The 18,999-nt window shown below is 68.2% G+C and carries 18 protein-coding genes; 4 read left to right on the plus strand and 14 right to left on the minus strand.

Annotated features, from left to right (window positions below; all coding sequences use genetic code 11):
* Positions 1 to 7 precede the first annotated feature (7 nt).
* The 3 genes from RYM47_RS00765 to RYM47_RS00775 all read right to left on the minus strand — a co-directional run bounded on the left by RYM47_RS00765 (position 8) and on the right by RYM47_RS00775 (position 3,523).
* Complete coding sequence (locus RYM47_RS00765) at positions 8 to 541, minus strand: gamma carbonic anhydrase family protein (protein ID WP_315385410.1); 534 nt, start codon at positions 539 to 541, stop codon at positions 8 to 10.
* Positions 542 to 589: 48 nt separating this feature from the next.
* Positions 590 to 2,479, minus strand: coding sequence for a tRNA uridine-5-carboxymethylaminomethyl(34) synthesis enzyme MnmG (mnmG, locus tag RYM47_RS00770; protein ID WP_315385411.1), 1,890 nt, complete (start codon positions 2,477 to 2,479; stop codon positions 590 to 592).
* Positions 2,480 to 2,983: 504 nt separating this feature from the next.
* A complete protein-coding gene (locus RYM47_RS00775) occupies positions 2,984 to 3,523 on the minus strand; it encodes a hypothetical protein (protein ID WP_315385413.1) in 540 nt (179 codons plus the stop codon).
* 113 nt (positions 3,524 to 3,636) lie between these two features.
* Between RYM47_RS00775 and RYM47_RS00780 the strand changes: the two genes are divergently transcribed.
* Positions 3,637 to 4,596 carry a pyridoxal-phosphate dependent enzyme gene (locus RYM47_RS00780; protein WP_315385414.1) on the plus strand — a complete coding sequence of 320 codons (960 nt, stop codon included), beginning with the start codon at positions 3,637 to 3,639 and terminating at the stop codon, positions 4,594 to 4,596.
* On the plus strand, positions 4,581 to 5,198 hold the full coding sequence (locus RYM47_RS00785) for a YdcF family protein (protein ID WP_315385415.1): 618 nt from the start codon (positions 4,581 to 4,583) through the stop codon (positions 5,196 to 5,198). The genes RYM47_RS00780 and RYM47_RS00785 overlap by 16 nt, the downstream gene beginning before the upstream one ends.
* Here the strand turns inward: RYM47_RS00785 and bioC are convergent, their stop codons facing one another.
* From bioC to bioB, 5 genes are all read right to left on the minus strand, one after another.
* On the minus strand, positions 5,199 to 6,083 hold the full coding sequence (gene bioC, locus RYM47_RS00790) for a malonyl-ACP O-methyltransferase BioC (protein ID WP_315385416.1): 885 nt from the start codon (positions 6,081 to 6,083) through the stop codon (positions 5,199 to 5,201).
* Positions 6,084 to 6,134: 51 nt separating this feature from the next.
* Positions 6,135 to 6,917, minus strand: a complete 783-nt coding sequence (locus tag RYM47_RS00795; RefSeq protein WP_315385417.1) for an SDR family oxidoreductase — start codon at positions 6,915 to 6,917, stop codon at positions 6,135 to 6,137.
* 3 nt (positions 6,918 to 6,920) lie between these two features.
* Positions 6,921 to 7,694 (minus strand): pimeloyl-ACP methyl ester esterase BioH, encoded by a 774-nt coding sequence (gene bioH / locus RYM47_RS00800; protein WP_315385592.1) that lies wholly within the window; start codon positions 7,692 to 7,694, stop codon positions 6,921 to 6,923.
* A 22-nt stretch (positions 7,695 to 7,716) separates the two neighbouring features.
* Positions 7,717 to 8,928 (minus strand): 8-amino-7-oxononanoate synthase, encoded by a 1,212-nt coding sequence (bioF, locus tag RYM47_RS00805; protein WP_315385419.1) that lies wholly within the window; start codon positions 8,926 to 8,928, stop codon positions 7,717 to 7,719.
* An 80-nt stretch (positions 8,929 to 9,008) separates the two neighbouring features.
* A complete protein-coding gene (gene bioB, locus RYM47_RS00810; protein WP_315385420.1) occupies positions 9,009 to 10,043 on the minus strand; it encodes a biotin synthase BioB in 1,035 nt (344 codons plus the stop codon).
* 70 nt (positions 10,044 to 10,113) lie between these two features.
* On the opposite strand from bioB, the gene RYM47_RS00815 reads away from it, so the two are divergent.
* Positions 10,114 to 10,815 (plus strand): ComF family protein, encoded by a 702-nt coding sequence (locus RYM47_RS00815; RefSeq protein ID WP_315385422.1) that lies wholly within the window; start codon positions 10,114 to 10,116, stop codon positions 10,813 to 10,815.
* Between the two features lie 64 nt (positions 10,816 to 10,879).
* On the plus strand, positions 10,880 to 11,443 hold the full coding sequence (locus RYM47_RS00820) for a DUF308 domain-containing protein (protein WP_315385424.1): 564 nt from the start codon (positions 10,880 to 10,882) through the stop codon (positions 11,441 to 11,443).
* A 16-nt stretch (positions 11,444 to 11,459) separates the two neighbouring features.
* On the opposite strand, the gene RYM47_RS00825 is transcribed toward RYM47_RS00820, so the two are convergent.
* From RYM47_RS00825 to RYM47_RS00850, 6 genes are read right to left on the minus strand one after another with little or no spacing between them, the layout of a single operon-like run.
* Positions 11,460 to 13,268 carry an MFS transporter gene (locus tag RYM47_RS00825; RefSeq protein ID WP_315385425.1) on the minus strand — a complete coding sequence of 603 codons (1,809 nt, stop codon included), beginning with the start codon at positions 13,266 to 13,268 and terminating at the stop codon, positions 11,460 to 11,462.
* Between the two features lie 50 nt (positions 13,269 to 13,318).
* Complete coding sequence (locus tag RYM47_RS00830) at positions 13,319 to 14,434, minus strand: N-acetylglucosamine-6-phosphate deacetylase (protein ID WP_315385426.1); 1,116 nt, start codon at positions 14,432 to 14,434, stop codon at positions 13,319 to 13,321.
* Positions 14,431 to 15,207, minus strand: coding sequence for a DeoR family transcriptional regulator (locus tag RYM47_RS00835; protein WP_315385427.1), 777 nt, complete (start codon positions 15,205 to 15,207; stop codon positions 14,431 to 14,433). The genes RYM47_RS00830 and RYM47_RS00835 overlap by 4 nt, the downstream gene beginning before the upstream one ends.
* Before the next feature lie 33 nt (positions 15,208 to 15,240).
* On the minus strand, positions 15,241 to 16,569 hold the full coding sequence (locus RYM47_RS00840) for a D-tagatose-bisphosphate aldolase, class II, non-catalytic subunit (RefSeq protein ID WP_315385428.1): 1,329 nt from the start codon (positions 16,567 to 16,569) through the stop codon (positions 15,241 to 15,243).
* A gap of 41 nt (positions 16,570 to 16,610) precedes the next feature.
* Positions 16,611 to 17,558, minus strand: coding sequence for an ROK family protein (locus RYM47_RS00845; RefSeq protein ID WP_315385429.1), 948 nt, complete (start codon positions 17,556 to 17,558; stop codon positions 16,611 to 16,613).
* Positions 17,551 to 18,708 (minus strand): SIS domain-containing protein, encoded by a 1,158-nt coding sequence (locus tag RYM47_RS00850; RefSeq protein ID WP_315385430.1) that lies wholly within the window; start codon positions 18,706 to 18,708, stop codon positions 17,551 to 17,553. The genes RYM47_RS00845 and RYM47_RS00850 overlap by 8 nt, the downstream gene beginning before the upstream one ends.
* Between the last annotated feature and the right edge of the window lie 291 nt (positions 18,709 to 18,999).

An 18,999-nucleotide genomic window follows, 5' to 3' on the forward strand; every position in this document is an offset into this window, starting at 1 on the left:
GCGGCGCTCACATTCCCAAATACTTGTCCTTCAAGCGCACGTAGTGGTCGGCCGAATAGTGCAGCGACTCGATCTCCTGGGCGCTGAGGGTACGCACGGGCCGCGCTGGGTTACCCACCCACAGCTCGCCTTCGCCGACCACCTTGCCTGGCCCGATCACCGCACCCGCCCCGACAAAGCTGTGTCGGCTGACCGTGGCCCCGTCCAGGATGCAGGCGCCCATGCCGATCAGGCTGTACTCGCCGATGGTGCAGGCATGGATGATGGTGCCATGCCCGACGGTGACGCCTTCGCCGATCAGGGTCGGGTAGCCGCCCTTGTTGTACGGGCTGTGGTGGCTGACATGGATGATGGTGCCGTCCTGGATGTTGCTGCGCGCGCCGATCCGCACATGGTTGACGTCGCCGCGGATCACCGTGCCAGGCCACACCGAGACGTCGTCGCCCAGCACCACGTCACCGATGATGGTGCACGCCGGATCGATGTAGGCGCGCTCGCCAACGACAGGGAAGGTGTCAAGAAAAGGACGAAGAGAAGACATGCAGGAAAATCCGGGTAGAGCCACGCCCTGCGTGGCTGAAGCAATCAATCAGGCAACGCGGCTACGCCGCGCACGTTCCAGATGCACCAGCAGCAGCGAAATCGCGGCCGGGGTCATGCCCGGAATCCGCTGTGCCTGCCCGATGGTCTGCGGGCGTACCCGCTCGAGCTTCTGCTGCACTTCGGCCGACAACCCGCGCACGCCGGCGTAATCGAACCCCGGGTCGATGGCGGTGTTCTCATGGCGCTGCTGGCGCTCGATCTCGCCGCGCTGGCGGTCCAGGTAACCGGCGTACTTCACGCCGATCTCCACCTGCTCGGCCACCTTCGCATCGTCCACGCCCGGTCCCAGCGAGGGCACCTGCATCAGCTTGGCGTAGTCCAGCTCCGGGCGCTTGATCAGGTCCAGCACATTGGATTCGCGGCTCACCGCCACGCCCAGTGTCGCTTCCACTTCACGACCCAGCGCGTTGGCCGGCGTTGCCCACAGCGCACGCAGGCGCGCGGACTCGTTCGCCACCGCCTCCTGCTTGGCCTGGAACGCGGCCCAGCGGCGCTCGCCGACCACGCCCAGCTCGCGACCGATCCCGGTCAGGCGCACGTCGGCGTTGTCCTCGCGCAGCTGCAGCCGGTACTCGGCGCGGCTGGTGAACATGCGGTACGGCTCGGTGGTGCCGTGGGTGATCAGGTCATCGACCAGCACGCCCAGGTAGGCTTCGTCGCGCCGCGGGCACCAGCCCGCCTCGTCGCGCACATGGCGTGCAGCATTCAGCCCGGCCAGCAGCCCCTGTGCGGCGGCTTCCTCATAGCCGGTGGTGCCGTTGATCTGCCCGGCGAAGAACAGCCCCGACACCGCCTTGGTTTCCAGCGTGTTGTTCAGTCCGCGCGGGTCGAAGAAGTCGTACTCGATGGCGTAGCCCGGGCGGGTGATGTGTGCGTTCTCGAACCCGCGGATGCTGCGCACCAGCGCCAGCTGCACGTCGAACGGCAGCGAGGTGGAAATGCCGTTGGGGTAGATCTCGACCACGTCCAGCCCTTCGGGCTCTACGAAGATCTGATGGCTCGCCTTCTCGGCGAAGCGCACCACCTTGTCTTCGATCGACGGGCAGTAGCGCGGGCCGATGCCTTCGATCTGCCCGCTGTACAGCGGCGAGCGGTGCAGCGCGCTGCGGATGATCTCGTGGGTGTGCTCGCTGGTGTGGGTGATCCAGCAGCTCACCTGCTGCGGGTGCTCGTCCACGCTGCCCAGGAACGACATCACCGGGCGCGGATCGTCGCCCGGCTGTTCTTCCATCACGCTGTAATCCAGCGAGCGACCATCGATGCGCGGCGGTGTGCCGGTCTTGAGCCGGTCGATCGCGAACGGGCGCTCGCGCAGGCGCGCGGCCAGGGTGGTGGCCGGCGGGTCACCCATGCGGCCGGCCGCATACTGGGTCTGGCCGACATGGATCTTGCCGGCCAGGAAGGTGCCGGCGGTCAGCACCACCGCCGGTGCGTTGAACTGCAGCCCGGTCTGGGTGATGACCCCGCGCACGGCATCGCCTTCAATCACCAGGTCGTCCACCGCGGCCTGGAACACGGTCAGGTTCGGCTGCGCCTCGACCATGCCGCGGATGGCCATGCGGTACAGGTTGCGGTCGGCCTGGCAACGGGTGGCGCGCACGGCAGGGCCCTTGGAGGCGTTGAGCGTGCGCCACTGGATGCCAGCACGGTCTGCGGCATGCGCCATGGCGCCGCCGAGCGCGTCGATCTCCTTGACCAGATGGCCCTTGCCGATCCCGCCGATGGCCGGGTTGCAGCTCATCGCGCCGATGGTTTCCACGTTGTGGGTCAGCAGCAGGGTGCGTACGCCACTGCGGGCAGCCGCCAGCGCGGCTTCGGTGCCGGCATGGCCGCCGCCGATCACGATGACGTCGTAGCCGTAGAAAGAATCGGTCATGGGGGTGCTCGGAGCGGGGGCGGAACGGCCCGTATCAGCCCTGGGGCAGGGCGCGGGAGACAATTTTAGCGCCGTTCGGGGCGTTTCCCTGAATGGGGGCATGCAAAAAAAAATGCAACTGGCCCTCAAGTTGGCACGTTATCTGCAGATAACCCAATAGCACCCAGGATGGCAGGCGCCGTCAGGCGCTACGGATCGGAATTGGAACAGGGGCTGATCCATGCGCATCCCGGGGAAGCAGAGGGGCCGGCAGTCGGGGGACTGTCGGCCCTGTTTTTTTGCCTCACACCAAGCCAGTAAACAAAAGGCCCCGCCATTGGCGGGGCCTTCTGCTTTGTAGGTGCCGACATCCGACAGGGCCGGAACAGGGGGGATCCAGATGTTCCTGTCGGATATCGACGTAGAGCTCAATGTGACGCCCCTCGTCGCTTTTGTCACTTTTCGACCGAGGCCGTCACTGCCCGCTTAGATTGGACCGGCAGGCAGGTGAAAAGCAAGCGATCTTCAGTTCTCTTGTGTGCGCTGGTTCAACTTATTCATGTTCCGCCACGGCGAACCGTTGCTCCGCTGCGGCGGCGGGGTCGGCCGGGACTGCGGCACGCTGACCGGACGCTGCTGCTGGACCTGCTGCGGCGGACGGTCTGGACGCTGCGGACGACCCACGGAGTCCATGTTCCGCCACGGCGAGCCGCCGTTGTTCGGCGGGCGCGGGCGGTCCGGTGGACGTACCTGGCCACCATTGCCGTTGCCGGGACGCGGCGGCGGGCGATGATGGTGCGGCGGGCGGTAGTTCGGGTACGGGCGGTAGATCGGGTAATTGGAGTAACCACCGTAGCCGCCATAGCCGTAGTAGCCGCCACCACCGTAGTAGCCACTGCCATAGCCGTACGGATAGCCGGCCGGGTAGCGGTACTCCACCGACGGCGCGCCGTGGTAGTAGCCACTGCCACCACCACCACCACCACCGCCGCCCACGTAGTCGTAGGTCGCGCAACCGGACAGGGCCAGTAACAGGCCGCCGGCGAACATCAGGCGCATCTTCATGATTCGGGTCCCCCCAAGGGTAGGTGTCCAGCTTCGGGCCGGGGCATTGAATCGGCCCTTAACTCTGGCCAGTGTGGATGAACCGTTGCCGTTTCATCCGTTAATCTTGTGTCATGACCGATTCATCCTTGCCCTGCGCCGATGACCTGTTGGCCGCCGCCGCGCGGATCGCACCGCACGCCAGCGTGACCCCGGTGCTGCAATCGCGCGCGCTCGACGCGCTGAGCGGCGCGCAGTTGGCGTTCAAGGCCGAACACCTGCAGCGCGGCGGTGCCTTCAAGTTCCGTGGCGCCTGCAACGCGGTATGGGCCCTGCCCGGGGCGGTCGCCGAACGCGGGGTGGTCACCCATTCCTCCGGCAACCACGGTGCCGCGCTGGCACTGGCCGCGCGCACCCGCGGCATCGCCTGCCACGTAGTGGTGCCCGACGGCGCGGTGGCGGCCAAGCTGGCCAATATCGAACGCCACGGCGCCACCCTGTGGCGCTGCGCGCCCAGCATCGCGGCGCGCGAGGCGATGTGTGCCCAGGTTGAGGCCGACACCGGCGCCACGCTGGTGCACCCCTATACCAACGCGCGGGTGATTGCCGGGCAGGGCACCGCGGCACTGGAACTGATCGGCAGCCACGGGCCCTTCGACACCCTGGTGGTGCCGGTCGGCGGTGGCGGCTTGGCGGCGGGCACCCGGCTGGCACTGCAGGCAGCGGCGCCCAACGCCCGACTGGTGCTGGCCGAACCGGCCGGCGCGGCCGATACCGCACGCTCGCTGGCCGCGGGCGCGCTGCGCCTGGACTTCACTCCCGACACTATCTGCGACGGCTTGCGCGGCACCCTGGGTGCGCCCAACTTCGCGCTGCTGCATGGCGCGGCCGAGGTGATCGTGGTGGATGACGCGGCCACCGTGGCGGCCATGCGCCTGCTCTGGCAGGTGCTCAAGCAGGTGGTGGAACCTTCTTCGGCCATTGCCCTGGCCGCGATCCTGTCCGAGCCGGCGCGCTTCGCCGGTCAGCGGGTCGGCGTTGTGCTGTCTGGCGGCAATGTGGACCTGGACGCGCTGCCATGGGCGCTGGCATGACCCGGCGCCACCGGATCGGGCTGGCCGGCTGGCTGTGGCGGTTGTGCCTGCTGCTGGCGGCGTGGTTGTTGTGCGTGACCGCGTGGATCGTCTGGGTCGGTGAGCGCGACCAGGCCGCCAAGGCCGACGCGATCATCGTCCTGGGCGCTGCCGCGTACGACGCCAAGCCCTCGCCGGTGTTCGAAGAGCGCATCCGGCATGGCCTGGACCTGTACCACCAGGGCTATGCGCCGCTGCTGATCTTCACCGGCGGCTATGGCGGCACCGGAGCGCGCTTTTCCGAATCGCAGGTGGCGCGTCGCTACGCGCTCAAGCAGGGCGTGCCGGAAAACGCGATCCTGATCGAAACCGCCTCGCGCACCACCCGGCAGAATCTGGTGGAAGCGCAGCGGCTGATGGAGAAGCGCAAACTGCACCGGGTGATCATCGTGAGCGACCCGCTGCACATGGCGCGCGCGCTGCGCCTCGCGCATGAACTGAGGATCGATGCGCTGGCCTCGTCAACGCCGAGCACGCGGTTCCGCAGTTTTCATACCAGCTGGAAGTTCCTTGCGCAGGAAATCTATTTCTTCCACCGCGACATGATCTCGACCGGCGCCTGATCAGGTCGTCCGGCGCCGGATCGGAATCGCCGACAACGGTACCGTGGCCACGTCGTGTCCGTGCTCGCGGATCGGTGCGCCGGCTTCCGGTGCCCAGGCGTGTGCGTAGATGACTTCCCAGCTGCTTGGCAAAGTGCCGTCTTCGCGACGCAGCGGTTCGTACGCCGCACGTGCTGCGGCGAAGCGACCCCGTCCGGTCAGGGTATGGCGGCGGTCCTGGCGCGCGTTGGTGGCACCGATCGCGCGCAGCTCGCGCATCAACGCGTCCATATCCTTGTAGGTCAGCGTGAACAGGTCGCGGTCCAGCACCGGGTCGCGGAAACCGGACATCATCAGTGCATCACCAAACTGCGCGATCGGCGGGAAGCGGCTCACATGCGGCGTATCGTCGGCACTGGCGAAGGCGTCGCGCAGCTCGATCAGCGTTTCCGGCCCGAACGTGGAACACACCAGCAGCCCGCCCGGCTTGAGTGCGCGACGGAATCCCGCGAACACTGCAGGCAGGTCATCCACCCACTGCAGGCACAGATTGCTGTAGATCACATCCACGCTCTGGTCCAGCAGCGGCAATGTGCGTGCGTCGCCGCACACGCGTGCGAACGGCTTCCACCAGCCGGCCTGCTTTTTCGACTCGTGCAGCATCGGCAAGGCCATGTCCAGCGCGATCACCTGCGCCTTCGGCCAGCGCTTCTTCATCGCTGCGCTCGCATGCCCGGTGCCGCTGCCAACATCCAGTACCACGTCCGGCTGCCGCGCTTCCAGGTAATCCAGCGACTCGAGCAGGCGCTTTTCCACCTCGCGCTGCAGGGCGGCGGCGGCGTCGTAACTGCTGGCGGCACGCGAGAACGCGCGGCGGACATGCTGGGGATCGAAGTCGGTGGTCATGCAAGGCTCACTGCGGAAAACTACTGCGGAAAACGGGAAAGAAAGTACGCGTCAGAACGTGCCGGGATAGGCGCCGCCGTCGATCAGCAGGTTCTGCCCGGTGATGTAGCCGGCCTGCGCACTGCACAGGAACGCGCAGGCCGCGCCGAATTCGTCGGCCTTGCCGAACCGGCCGGCGGGAATATGGGTGCGCTTGCGCTCGGCGATCTGCCCGGCATCGACGCCCTGCTGCTGGGCCATGTAGGCAAAGTTGCCGCGCAGGCGGTCGGTGTCGAACTGGCCCGGCAACAGGTTGTTGAGGGTGACATTGTTGGCCACGGTGCGGCGGGCCAGCCCGGCCACGAAGCCGGTCAGGCCCGAGCGCGCGCCGTTGGACAGCGCCAGGATGTCGATCGGTGCCTTCACCGACGACGAGGTGATGTTGACCACGCGACCGAAGCCGCGCTCGATCATGCCGTCCACGGTGGCGCGGATCAGCGCGATCGGGGCCAGCATGTTCGCGTCCAGCGCGGCGATCCAGTCCTCGCGTTCGAACTGGCGGAAGTCGCCGGCAGGCGGGCCGCCGGCGTTGGTGACCAGGATGTCCACCTGCGGGCAGGCGGCCAGCGCGGCGGCGCGGCCGGCTTCGGTGGTGACGTCGGCGACCACGGTGACCACCTGGCCGGCGCCGGCCAGCGCCCGCAGTTCTACGCCCGCTTGTTCCAGTGCCTGTTCACCGCGTGCGGCGATCACCACGTTCACCCCTTCGCGCGCCAATGCACGGGCGCAGCCCAGGCCCAGCCCCTTGCTTGCGGCGCAGACGAGGGCCCAGCGGCCGGCAATTCCAAGGTCCATGCGTCAGTTCCGTGAAGGAGGGAGGGCGGCTACAAAGTGCTGCAACTGCGCGGCCACGTCGTCGGTGTGGCCCAGGAACGGTGCGTGGCCGCCATGGGCGACTACATGCACGCTGGAACGCGGTGCCAGCGCTGCAGCGGCCTGCATGCCGCGCGCCGACACCAGCCGGTCGCGCTGGCCGGCCAGCCAGAGACTGGGAACAGGCAATGCGGGCAGCGCCCCGCGCAGGTCGGTGCTCTCGAGCAGGCGCAGGCCTTCCTGCAGGGCGCGCGGTGCCGGTTCGCCACGTTCCACCAGCATGGCACGCAGGCTGCGCAGTTCCTGGCGGGCGTGCTCGGAGCCCATCGCATCCAAGGCCAGGAAGCGCTCCAGCGTGCCACGGTAATCGGTGGCAAGGTCCTGCCCGAACTGTTCGAACACGGCCGGTTCCACCGCGTGCGGCCAGTCCTCGCCACGTACGAAGCGCGGTGTGGCGGCGATCATCGCCAGACCGCGCACCTTGGGCACGGTAGCCGCGGCGTGCAGTGCGAACAGACCGCCCAACGACCAGCCGCACCACACGGCCGGCGGGGTGGCGGCGGCAATCGCATTGACCACGAAGGGCAGGCGCAGCGGCGTGCCATCCTCGCGGCTGTGGCCATGGCCGGGCAGGTCTACCCGATGCAGCTCGAACTGTGCGGCGAGGCGCTCCACCAGCGGCGCGAACACGCCGCCATGCAGGGCCCAGCCGTGGATCAGCACCAGCGCCGGCCCGCTGCCGGTCACTTCGATATGCAGGCTCACCGGTACCGCCCCTGCATCACGCGCTCAGTGCATCCAGTGACTGCTGGCGCAGCACGTGGTCGCGCGCGTGCGCGATCGCATCGGTCAAGGCGCGGACTTCCGGCACGGTGTGCAGCGCGGACAGGGTCACGCGCAGGCGTGCCTTGCCCTCGGGCACGGTCGGCGGACGGATTGCGCTGACCAGGAAACCGGCTGCTTCCAGCGCGGCCGAAAGCGCCATCACGGTCGACTCCGCGCCGCACAACAGCGGCTGGATCGGCGTGTCCGACGGCATCAGCTCAAGCCCGTGCTGGCGCGCGCCGGCACGGAACACGCCGACCAGTTCCGCCAGCTTTTCGCGGCGCCAGTCGTCGCGGCGGGCAAGCTTCACCGCCGCCAGTGCGGCAGCGGCCTGCGCCGGCGGCACGGCGGTGGTGTAGATGTAGGGTCGCGCGGTTTCGGCCAGGTGCTGGATCAGCGCGTCGTCGCCGACCACCACCGCACCACTGCCACCCAGCGCCTTGCCGAGCGTGACCAGCTGCAGCGGCACGTCGGCCACGCCCAGCCCGGCCTCGGCCACGCAGCCCCGGCCATGTTCGCCAACCACGCCCACGCCGTGCGCGTCGTCGACATACAGCAATGCCTGCTGCATGCGCGCCACCAGCGACAGCGAGCGCAGTGGGGCGATATCGCCGTCCATGCTGAAGACGCCGTCGGTGACCAGCATCGCCGCGCCTTCGGCCGCGTGCTTGAGCTGGCGCAGCGCGCCTTCGGTGTCCAGGTGCGGGTAGCGGCGCAGGCGGCAACCGGCCAGGCGCGTGGCATCGAGCAGGCTGGCGTGGTTGAGCCGGTCCTGCACGCACACATCGTCTTCTTCGGTCAGCAGCGCCTGCTGCACGGCCAGGTTGGCGGCAAAGCCGCTGCCGAACAGCAGCGCGCGCGGGTAGCCCAGCCAGTCGGCCACTTCCTGTTCCAGGGCCTCGTGCAGCGCATGGTGGCCGCAGATCAGGTGCGAGGCGGTGGCGCCGGCGCCTTCGCGCGCGGCGGCGTCCTGCAGGGCACTGACCACGCCGAACTGCTGGGACAGGCCCAGGTAGTCGTTGCTGCAGAAGCCAGTAAGCCACTGGCCATTGAGTTCCAGACGCACGCCATCCCGGCGGGTCACGGTGCGGCGCACGCGGATCCGACCCTGCGCATCGCGAAGCTTGCGCTGGGACTGAATACGGTCGTGCAGGTCAGGACGGGCCATGGTCGTCATGTCTCATGGGCGGGCAGGGGAGCTAGCGTACCCGGTTGCCGGGCGTTGCGCTGCACCGCCCGGGGCGGGGCTCAGGCCGCCTGTCCGCAACCGCCGTCACAGGTGATCTCGGCATGCACGGTGCCCGGGTGGTCGTGCCCGGCCGCGTCGACCTGTACCGCCATCGGGCGGAGTCCCAACCGGCTGAACAGGGCCAGGTCGCGCTCGGTGTCCGGGTTGCCGGTGGTCAGCAGTTTCTCACCGTAGAAGATGGAGTTGGCCCCGGCCAGGAAGCACAGCGCCTGCAGTTCGTCGCTCATCGCCTCGCGCCCGGCCGAGAGCCGCACCATGGACTGGGGCATGGTGATGCGGGCGACCGCGATCATGCGTACGAACTCGAATGGGTCCAGCTCGGCGCTGCCGTGCAGCGGCGTGCCCGCGACCTGCACCAGCCGGTTGATCGGCACCGAATCGGGGTGGGCCGGCAGGTTGGCCAGCGCCAGCAGCAGCCCGGCGCGGTGCGCGCGGGTTTCGCCCATGCCGACGATGCCGCCGCAGCAGGTCTTCAGCCCGGCCTGGCGCACGTGCTCCAGCGTGTCCAACCGGTCCTGGTACTGGCGGGTATGGATGATCGAGTCGTAGTAGTCCGGCGCGGTGTCCAGGTTGTGGTTGTAGTAGTCCAGCCCGGCCTCGCGCAGCGCAGCGGCCTGCTGGCCGTCGAGCATGCCGAGCGTGGCGCAGGTTTCCAGTCCGAGCGCCTTCACCTCGCGGATCATCGCCGCCACCTTCGGAATGTCGCGGTCCTTGGGCGAACGCCAGGCCGCACCCATGCAGAACCGCGACGCGCCCGCCGCCTTGGCCTGTCGGGCCTTGGCGACCACCTCGTCGGTGGCCATCAGCTTCTGCGCGCTCACCCCGGTGTCATAGCGCTGTGCCTGCGGGCAGTACGCACAGTCCTCCGGGCAGCCCCCGGTCTTTACCGAGAGCAGCGTGGAGACCTGCACCTCGGCCGGGTCGAACGCCTCCCGGTGCACGCCCGCGGCCCGAAAGAGCAGCTCCGGGAGGGGCAGCTCAAATAGCGCCAGCAGCTCCTCGGGGTGCCAGTCGTGGCGGATGACAGAAGCCATGGGAGTGTCCTGACAGATTGCGGAAGCGAGGGGCGGCAGTCTGGTGAGGTTGGAGGAGGCTGTCAACCATATGGATCTACGCAAAGTTTACGATGCCCTGGGATGGCTGGGCCGACAGGTGCTTCCTCTGCGCTGCCTGGTGTGCGCCGATCCCGGTCACGAGGGGTTGGATCTGTGTTTCCCCTGCTACGCCGCGCTGCCGTGGAATGACCATGCATGTCCGTTGTGCGCGCTGCCTCTGCCGCCAGACGAGCCTGCCACCGCCTGCGGGGCATGCTTGCGTCAGCCGCCACGGCAGGTCGGCGCGGCGGCAACTTTCATCTATGCCGCGCCGATCGACCGGCTGGTCCTGCGTTTCAAGTTTCACCAGGACTTGGCCGCCGGGCGGCTGCTGTCGCAGTTGATGCTGCAGGCGGTGCCGGAGTTCGCGTTGGACCCGTTAATGCCGATGCCGCTGCACCGGCGGCGGCTGCGCGAGCGCGGTTACGACCAGGCCCGGGAGCTGGCCCGGCCGTTGGCGCGTGAACTGGGCGTGCCGCTGTGGTCGGGGCTGTGCCGCAGCCGGGCCACCGTGGCGCAGTCGACGCTGGATGCGGAGGCCCGCCGCCAGAACCTGCGCGGGGCCTTCGCTGTAAAGGCCACCCCGCCGCCCCGGCTGACGCTGATCGACGATGTGATGACCACCGGCGCCACCCTGGATCCGGCCATGCGCGCGTTGAAGCGGTCAGGGATGGAGCAGGCCACCTTGTGGGTGTGCGCCCGGGCGCCTTGACGCCTTGTCGCGGCGCGCAAGCAGGCCTAGCATCGCGCTTGACCTCCTTCACAGGAACACCGTCATGAGCCAGGCCTCGGATCTGCGCGGTACCTCGTTGTTGTCGCTGGTGGGCCGCAGCTGGTGGGTCCTGCTGCTGTATGGGCTGGTGGCCATCGGTTTCGGCGTGCTCGCGGTGATGCGGCCGCTGTCGGCGGCGGCAGGACTGGCCTGGGCCATCGGCGTCATGGCGTTGATAGAGGGCCTGATCAGTCTGTTCGCGGTGTTTGGCGGCAACAGCGGCGCGCCGCGCGGCTGGGCGTTGGTCTATGCACTGGCGTCCATCGGATTCGGTGCGCTGGCAGTGATCAATCCGCTGGTGACCGCCAAGGTGCTGGTGCTGCTGCTGTCGATCTGGCTGGTCATGGCTGGCGTCTATCGCATCGTTTACGCGATCCGGGTGCGCAAGCAGATCGAAGGTGAGTGGCTGCTCATCGTCAGCGGCCTGCTGGCGATCGTGCTCGGGGGCATGATGTTCGCCAACCCGCTGGGCGGGGTGGCGGTGACCACCTTGTGGATCGGCATCGGCAGCCTGTTGTACGGCTTCCTGCAGATCGCGGTGGCGTTCCGCTTGCGGAAGCTGCGCTGAGGCCTCCGCAGCGGCGTCAGCGGAACCGCGCCTCGATCTCTTCCAGCGTTTTGCCCTTGGTTTCCGGCAGCAGGAACGCGGCCACCAGGAAGTACACCAAGGTACAGCCGGCCCAGAAGAAGAACATGCTGGCGTAGCCGTGGTGGCCCACCGTGGGCAGGAAGATCGCGGCGATCACGGTGGACACGAACTGGTTGATCAGCAGTGCGATGCTCATGCCGTTGGAACGGATGCGGGTGGGCATCAGCTCGGACAGTGCCAGCCACACGCAGACACCAGGGCCGACCGCGAAGAAGGCCACGAACAGCAGGATGCAGCCGGCCACCATCCAGCCATGGGTCGGCGACGGCACCGGGCCGATCACCGCGCGCTCGATCACCAGCGGCGCGCTTGCAGCGGCAGCCGGGTCCGGGAACGGATTGAGGTGGAGGCGGCGGAAGAACGCACCGATCACGCTGTCAGCTGAGACGGCGTCTTCGCGGCGGATCTGCAACGTGGTGTCGATCGGGTTGTCGCTGCGCAGCGAGCGCACGTTGCTGAAGCCGCCGTAGGCATAGGACACCGTGAGCTGCAGCGGCTGCCCGTCGGCCTTGCCGTCGAGGCGGCGCCACTGCGCATCGTCCATCGGCAGCGCGAGCGAGTCGCCCACCAGCTGCTGCTGCAGCGTGGCGTGGACATCCAACCGGCCATGTTCGCTGCGCACGAAGAGCAGGGCCGCGCACAACAGGGCAACGGTGATACCGCCCGTACCCAGCATCAGCAGGAACTTGCGGCCCTTGCGGTCCACCAGCACCAGCGCAACCACGGTCATCAGCGCATTGAGCAGCTTGATCGAGACATCGGCCCAGTTGGCCACCGCGCCCGGCAGGCCGGCCTGGTGAAGGATGTTCACCGCATACGCCAGCACCGAATTGATGCCGGTGGCCTGGGTGAAGGCCAACACCAGGCAGGCCAGCACGAACGGCCACACGTAGCGACGGCTCAGCAGCGGGTCGCGTTTGGCGGGCGTGCCGTCACTTGTCGGTGCATCGGGGGCCTGCATGCGTGCCAGCGTGGCTTCCACCTCGTCCGGCGCCACGGTGCGCTGCAGTGCGCGGCGGGCCTTGTCGATACGCCCGCGCCGCACCAGCCAGCGCGGCGACTCACTGATCAGCAGCGCGCCGCCGGTGAACACCAGCCCCGGCAGCAGGCAGCTCCAGAAGATGGTGCGCCAGGCATGGTCCTTCACCGCGAACAGCAGGCGCTGCTGCTCTTCACCGGGCAGGTGCGCCACCGCCGCCGTGGCCACGTCCACGCTGTGCGCGTGATACAGGCCGATCACCGCGGCCAGCACCAGGCCGATGGTGAGCAGCAGCTGGAACATCGCCGCGCCGCGTCCACGTCGTTCCGGGCTGAGCACTTCGGCCAGGTACAGCGGCACCACGACGCCGATCAGGCCACCGCTGATGCCCTGCAACAGCCGCCCCATCAACAGCGGGCCGTAGCCTTCGGAGAGCGCCATCACCGGAATGCTGGCGGTGAACAACAGCCCGGCCAGCACCATTGCCCCGCGCCGCCCGATCAGGTCGGCTACCGCACCGGCAAACAGCGACGACAGCACGCTGCCCAGCAGTACCGCGGCCACCACGAAGCCGAGCTGCTGGGTGGTGAGCTGCCAGCTGGCGGTGGCGGTGGCCTCCAGGTAGGGCAGGGCGCCGGCGATGATGCCGATGTCGATGCCGTAGAGCAGTCCGCCCATGCCGCCGATGAACAATAGATAGCGCACCGGCCAACGCGGTGCGTTGGCGGCAGCGGGCACGGGCATGGCGGCGGAAACGTCGTTCATGGTGCGGTCCTGTCCAGGTTTCAAGCGCGCCGTGTGCGGCGCGGACTCACTCAGTCGATCGCGATGGTCTCGCCTTCCACCACGACCTGCTGCACGCGCAGGTCGTGGTCGAGCACCACCAGGTCGGCCCAGGCGCCCGGTTGCAGGCGGCCCCGTTCTTCCAGGCCCAGATAGTCGGCCGGGAAGCGTGAAACACGGTCGGAGGCGTCATCCAGCGCCAGTCCCAGCGCAACCAGGTTGCGCAGCGCCTGGTCCATGGTCAGTGCGCTGCCGGCCAGCGAACCGCTTTCCAGGCGCACGCAACCCAGGCACTTGTGCACCCGCTGCACGCCCAGCGCGTACTCGCCATCGGGCATGCCGGTGGCGGCGGTGGCGTCGGTCACGCAGTACAGGCGCGGAATCGCCCGCAATGCGGTGCGGATCGCGCCGGGATGGACGTGCTGCAGGTCGGGAATCAGTTCGGCGTACTGCGCATGCGCCAGTGCCGCCGTAGCGATGCCGGGGTGGTAGTGGTCCACGCCGGTCATGCCGTTGAACAGGTGGGTGAATCCCGCCGCGCCGGCTTCCAGTGCTGCTACGCCATCGTCGTAGCTGCCTGCGCTGTGGCCGAGCTGCACGCGGATGCCCAGCGCGCCCAAGGCGGGAATCAAGGCCAGGTGCTGGCCGATCTCCGGCGCCATGGTCAGCACCTTGATCGGCGCGATGGCGTGCAGGCGGCGCACGTCTTCAAGCGTGGCTTCCACCACCAGCGGTGGCTGCGCGCCCAGCCGTTCGGCGCTGATGAAGGGGCCTTCCAGATGCACGCCGAGCACGCGGGCGGTGCCCGGCGTGCGCTGGGCGATCGCGCCCGCCAACCCCTGCAGCGCCCGCGCGATGTCGTCCGCCTCGGCGGTCATGGTGGTGCCCAGCAGCGCGGTGGTGCCATGCCGCGCATGCGCGCGCGCCACGGTGACCGCGGTGTCGCCGCCCTGCATGATGTCCACCCCGGCACCGCCATGCACATGCAGGTCGATGAAGCCCGGCAGGATGAACGGCACTTCGTCGTCGCCGCGCGGGTCGGCGTGGTCGCTGCGGATCGCAACAATGCGCTGGTCGAAGTGGATGTCGCCGCGTACCCACCCGGACGGGGTCAGTACGCGGCCATGCAGGATGGCGGCAGGGTTCACGGCGGAGACTCGGCGATGATCACTTCGATGCCCAGCTTCTGCAGCCCGTCCAGGTAGTCCGGGTCGATGCTGGCGTCGGTGATGATGGTATGGACCTGATCGAGGCGGGCGATGCGGTGCAGGCTGACGTGGCCGAACTTGGACGCGTCGGTCAGCACCACCACGCGGCGCGCGCGTTCCACCATGCGGTGGTTGAGGCGGGCTTCGGCCTCGTGGTGGGTGGTGAGCCCGAACTGCAGGTCCAGGCCATCCACGCCCAGGAACAGGGTGTCGAAGCTGTAGGTGTTGAGACTGGCTTCGGCCTGGCTGCCCTGCAGTGACAGTGACTGCTTGCGCAGCAGCCCGCCGGTGAGCAGCAGCTCCACGCCCGGTGCATTGGCCAGCTCCCAGGCGATGTTCAGGCCGTTGGTCATGACCGTCACGTCCTGGTGTTCGCGCAGGTGGCGGGCCAGGGTCATGGTGGTGGAACCGGAATCGATGATGATGTTGTCGCCGGCCCGCACCAGCCGCGCGGCGTGCGCACCGATGCTGTCCTTCAGCGGCAGGTTCAGCGTGTCCTTCTGGTGGATGTCCTGTTCCAGCGGCGGCTTGCGCACCAGCGTGGCACCGCCGTGGGTACGCGTGGCCAGCCCCTGCGACTCGATGTGGGTCAGGTCGGCGCGGATGGTCACGGCCGACACGCCGAAACGGTCCACCAGTTCGCTGACCTGCACGTTGCCATGGTCGACCAGCAGTTGCAGGATCTGCTGGCGGCGCTGCCGTGTGTTTCGCATGGAGGCGATTCCGTTCGGAAGGAAAGCCGAAGCTTACCGTTCCGAAACCTCTGCGGCATAAAAACTTTCGTTATCGGCCACATGCTGATTGCGGGCGCAGGCGCGGGCGTACTCGGCCAGGCGCAGGCCCACCTTGTGCCGGATCAGCGCCAATGGCTCGACGGCCAGCGCGCCGGCCTGCACCGCGCGCAGCTGTTCGGGCAGGAACTGGCTGAGCAGCATCAGCGGCGGCGGCACCCGCGTCAGGTTGTCCACCAGCGTGGCCAACGCCGCCTGCACCGCCGGCTCACCCCAGTAGTAACGGCTGCGGTCGCTCAGCGAGTACGCGCGCAACAGGCGCTGTTCGTGCGCGCTGCCGGTGTAGTAGCTGGCCCAGCTGCCGGGCTTGTCCAGCATGCAGCGCTCCAGCACCTCGATCAGCTGCGATCCCTCGGCGGCGGGCAGCAGCTCGCGTTCGATCATGGCCAGCGCGAACACGGCCTCGCGGAACGCATACGTTGCGGCCGGTCCGACCTTGAGGATGGCGTAATGGTCGCGCACCAGCGCGTGGAGGCCCGCTTCGGTCTGGTAGTCGGTGGAGTGCGCCTCGAACACGATGCGTTGCTGTGTCTCCACGAATGCGGACAGCGCCTGCGCCGCGGCCGGGTCGTAGTAATGCACGCTGCTGTGGTCGAAATCCACGCCGGGTTGAACCACCATTGCGATCACCCGTTCCCAGGCCGGCAGCAGGTCCGGTGCAGCGAACGCGTCGCGATGGATGGCCAGGGTCAGCGCGGCGGCCGTTGGCGTGGTCACCGCCAGCCCGGCGTCCAGCGATGCCTCGCCGCCGGGGACCGGCACTTCGGTGCCGATGACGTAGACCGGTGGCGGCAGGCCGTTTTCGGCGGCGGTGCGTTCGGCGATGCGCGCCAGCTCCGCCGAGCGCGCCGCGACGATGGCGTCCGGCAGCGGGCTCGGGTCGTCGGCGCAGGACATGCTGCAGTCCAGGTGGATCTTGTGGAAACCGGCCGCCACGTACGCAGCGATCAGCGTGCGCGCGTTGGCCATCGCCACCTCGGCAGGCCCCTTCTGCCAGGCATTCGGGCCGAGGTGGTCGCCGCCCAGAATCAGCCGCTCCACCGGGAAATCGTGGCTGCGCGCCAGCTGCAGTACGTAATCGCGGTACTGCGGCGGGGTCATGCCGGTATAGCCGCCGAACTGGTCCACCTGGTTGGAGGTGGCTTCGACCAGCAGCACCGTGTCGTACGTGCGCGCCACGTCCATGGCCGCCAGCAGCACCTGTTCGTTGCTGCAGCACACGCTGTACAGGCCAACAGGCTGGCCCTGGCGATGGGCAGCGATCAACGATTGGACGGCAGACATGGCAGTACTCCTGATGCAGCAGGATGAAGGGGGAGGGAATTTCAGGGCGCGCGATGCTGTTGGCGGGCCAGCAACGCCGCGCCGCGTGCACCGCCGGCGTCGCCGAACACCGGCGGCAGGATTGGCGGCACGCGCACGCCATTGAACAGATACGGTGCGATGGCCGCAGGCAGGTCGCGGTACAGCTGTTCCAGCTTGGACAGTCCGCCGCCCAGCACGATCACGTGCGGGTCGAGCGCCAGGATCAGGCTGGCGAAGCTGTAACCGAGCAGGTCGCGATGGATCGCCAGCGCGTGCAGCGCGGTCGGGTCGCCGGTGTGCGCCAGTTCCACCACCGTGGTGGCGTCGCGGGCCTGGCCGCCGTGGCGCTCGTGGATCATGGCCAGGCCACTGCCGGACACGTAGCGCTCCAGGCAGCCGCGCAGGCCGCAGCCGCAGTCGAGCAACGGCAGGTCGTGGCGAAGTTGCAGGGTGGCGGGCAGGCTCCAGTGGCCCCACTCGCCGGCAATGCCGTTGTTGCCCGCCACCAGCTGCCCGTGCAGGCAGTATCCGCCACCGGCGCCGGTGCCCAGGATCACGCCGAACATGCTGGGATAACCGGCCGCCGCGCCGTCGTGCGCCTCGGACAGCGCAAAACACTGCAGGTCGTTGCCCAGCGCGAGCGGGCGTTGCAGCCGCGCTTCCAGGTCGTGGCCAACCTTCTGGCCACTGAGCGCCGGTACGTTGGCGCTGAGCTGTACACCGCTGTCGCGGTCGCGCACGCCAGGCAGGCCGACGCCCACCGCTGTGGCGCGTGTGCCGAGCGCGGCCTCGGCCTCGTCCACCAGCCGGCCGATGGCCTCGACGAAGGCGGCGTAGTCGTGGGTTGGCGTGGCCACGCGCTGGCGATGGTGGACGGTCAGGTCCGCGTCACAGGCCACCAGTTCGATCTTGGTGCCGCCGATGTCGATGCCGTACCAGCGCTGCAGGGGCATATCGGACTCAGCCATGGTCGTGGATGGTCACGCCCTGGACCACGCGGTTGACCGTCCCGTCGGGGAAGGGGTTGTCCGGGGTCAGGCCGAGCGCGGCCGAACGTTGCAGCGCGAAGCACTGCGCCATCACCAGCCACAGCGGGGCCAGCCACGCGTCGGGCAGGACCGGTGCGTCGAGTACGAAGTCGCCGTCGGCGCTGTCCGCACCGGCTGGGCCGACCGAGATCACCCGTGCGGCAATGCCGTCGCGGCGAAGTTCTTCCAGCAGGTCCTGTTCGTAGCGACGGGCCAGCGGCTGCGCGCTGCGCAGCATCACCACCAGTGTGGTGCCGTTGAGCGTGGATTTGGGACCGTGGCGGAAGCCCAGCGGCGTGTTGGCCAATGCCAACACTCGACCGGCGGTCAGCTCCAGTACCTTCAACGCGGCTTCGCGCGCGGTGGCCTCCAGCGGCCCGCTGCCGAGGTAGATCACCCGCGAGATGTCTCCCTGCGCCAGTGCGGCGACCGGCGCGTCCCACGCGTGCAGCGCCTGGGCTCCGCACTCGGCGAGGCTGTGCAGGCGCGCGGTGCGTTCGGCCCACGGAGCGCGGTCGAACACGCTCAACGCGGCCAGCAGCATGCAGCTCAGGCTGCTGGTCATGGCGAAGGCGCGGTCGCAGCTGGCCGGCGGCATCAACAACGAAAGCGTGTCGCTGCGGCCCTGGCCGCGCTGGGCCAGCGCGCCTTCGGCATTGCAGGTGATGTCCAGGAAGCGCGCCTGGTCCACCTGCGCACGTACCAGCTCCACCACCGCCACACTCTCCGGGCTCGAACCGCTGCGCCCGAACGACACCAGCAGGGTCGGGCGGTCGCGCTGCAGGTACAGCGCCGGGTGGGTCAGCAGGCTGGTGGTGTGGATGGCGCGCACGTCGGCCGGCCACTGCGCGTTGATCTGGTCGGCCACCATCTCGGCAATGAAACCCGAGCTGCCGGCGCCGGTGAAGATTACCCGCTGGTTGGGATCGTTCAGGGCGTCGCCAAGGAAGGCGTCGATCCGTTCGCGAGCGCCGTCGATCACCCCAGCCAACGCCGACCACAGGGCCGGTTGCTGCGCGATTTCTTCAGCGGTGTGCGCGCCACCAAGGCGCTGCCAGGCGGGCAAGTCAGGGAGCAGGGTGACGTCCATTCGCGATTCCTGTTGGGCAACCAAACGATCTTCGTTTTCTTTCGAAATGTCAAATAACGAAAGATATAAATAAGATTGGTTGGTCACAGTTTGCAATCGCAATTTTTGGAAAAGCGCAATCAGAATCGGACGCGACGCGCTACAGCAGGGAAGAATCCGCGCATTCAGTTGGCAGAAAGCAAGTGGTGCTTTGCATCAACTTTCTTTTCAAACAAATTCCTAAGCTTTTTTCTTTGCAATTTATTGACATCTTTCGACAGCCTGCCCCATAGTCGGCCGCACTGGTTTCGG

The organism is uncultured Stenotrophomonas sp. (genome assembly GCF_963519125.1).
Lineage (GTDB): Bacteria > Pseudomonadota > Gammaproteobacteria > Xanthomonadales > Xanthomonadaceae > Stenotrophomonas.

What these genes read in the sequence shown, in the direction of transcription:
- bioB (WP_315385420.1), bottom strand. Translation starts at nt 10,043, where the DNA reads ATGGCTTCTGTCATCCGCCACGACTGGCACCCCGAGGAGCTGCTGGCG.
- RYM47_RS00780 (WP_315385414.1), top strand. Translation starts at nt 3,637, where the DNA reads ATGACCGATTCATCCTTGCCCTGCGCCGATGACCTGTTGGCCGCCGCC.
- RYM47_RS00775 (WP_315385413.1), bottom strand. Translation starts at nt 3,523, where the DNA reads ATGAAGATGCGCCTGATGTTCGCCGGCGGCCTGTTACTGGCCCTGTCC.
- RYM47_RS00795 (WP_315385417.1), bottom strand. Translation starts at nt 6,917, where the DNA reads ATGGACCTTGGAATTGCCGGCCGCTGGGCCCTCGTCTGCGCCGCAAGC.
- RYM47_RS00835 (WP_315385427.1), bottom strand. Translation starts at nt 15,207, where the DNA reads ATGCGAAACACACGGCAGCGCCGCCAGCAGATCCTGCAACTGCTGGTC.
- RYM47_RS00765 (WP_315385410.1), bottom strand. Translation starts at nt 541, where the DNA reads ATGTCTTCTCTTCGTCCTTTTCTTGACACCTTCCCTGTCGTTGGCGAG.
- RYM47_RS00850 (WP_315385430.1), bottom strand. Translation starts at nt 18,708, where the DNA reads ATGGACGTCACCCTGCTCCCTGACTTGCCCGCCTGGCAGCGCCTTGGT.
- RYM47_RS00845 (WP_315385429.1), bottom strand. Translation starts at nt 17,558, where the DNA reads ATGGCTGAGTCCGATATGCCCCTGCAGCGCTGGTACGGCATCGACATC.
- bioF (WP_315385419.1), bottom strand. Translation starts at nt 8,928, where the DNA reads ATGGCCCGTCCTGACCTGCACGACCGTATTCAGTCCCAGCGCAAGCTT.
- RYM47_RS00820 (WP_315385424.1), top strand. Translation starts at nt 10,880, where the DNA reads ATGAGCCAGGCCTCGGATCTGCGCGGTACCTCGTTGTTGTCGCTGGTG.
- RYM47_RS00825 (WP_315385425.1), bottom strand. Translation starts at nt 13,268, where the DNA reads ATGAACGACGTTTCCGCCGCCATGCCCGTGCCCGCTGCCGCCAACGCA.
- RYM47_RS00785 (WP_315385415.1), top strand. Translation starts at nt 4,581, where the DNA reads ATGGGCGCTGGCATGACCCGGCGCCACCGGATCGGGCTGGCCGGCTGG.
- mnmG (WP_315385411.1), bottom strand. Translation starts at nt 2,479, where the DNA reads ATGACCGATTCTTTCTACGGCTACGACGTCATCGTGATCGGCGGCGGC.
- RYM47_RS00815 (WP_315385422.1), top strand. Translation starts at nt 10,114, where the DNA reads ATGGATCTACGCAAAGTTTACGATGCCCTGGGATGGCTGGGCCGACAG.
- bioC (WP_315385416.1), bottom strand. Translation starts at nt 6,083, where the DNA reads ATGACCACCGACTTCGATCCCCAGCATGTCCGCCGCGCGTTCTCGCGT.
- RYM47_RS00840 (WP_315385428.1), bottom strand. Translation starts at nt 16,569, where the DNA reads ATGTCTGCCGTCCAATCGTTGATCGCTGCCCATCGCCAGGGCCAGCCT.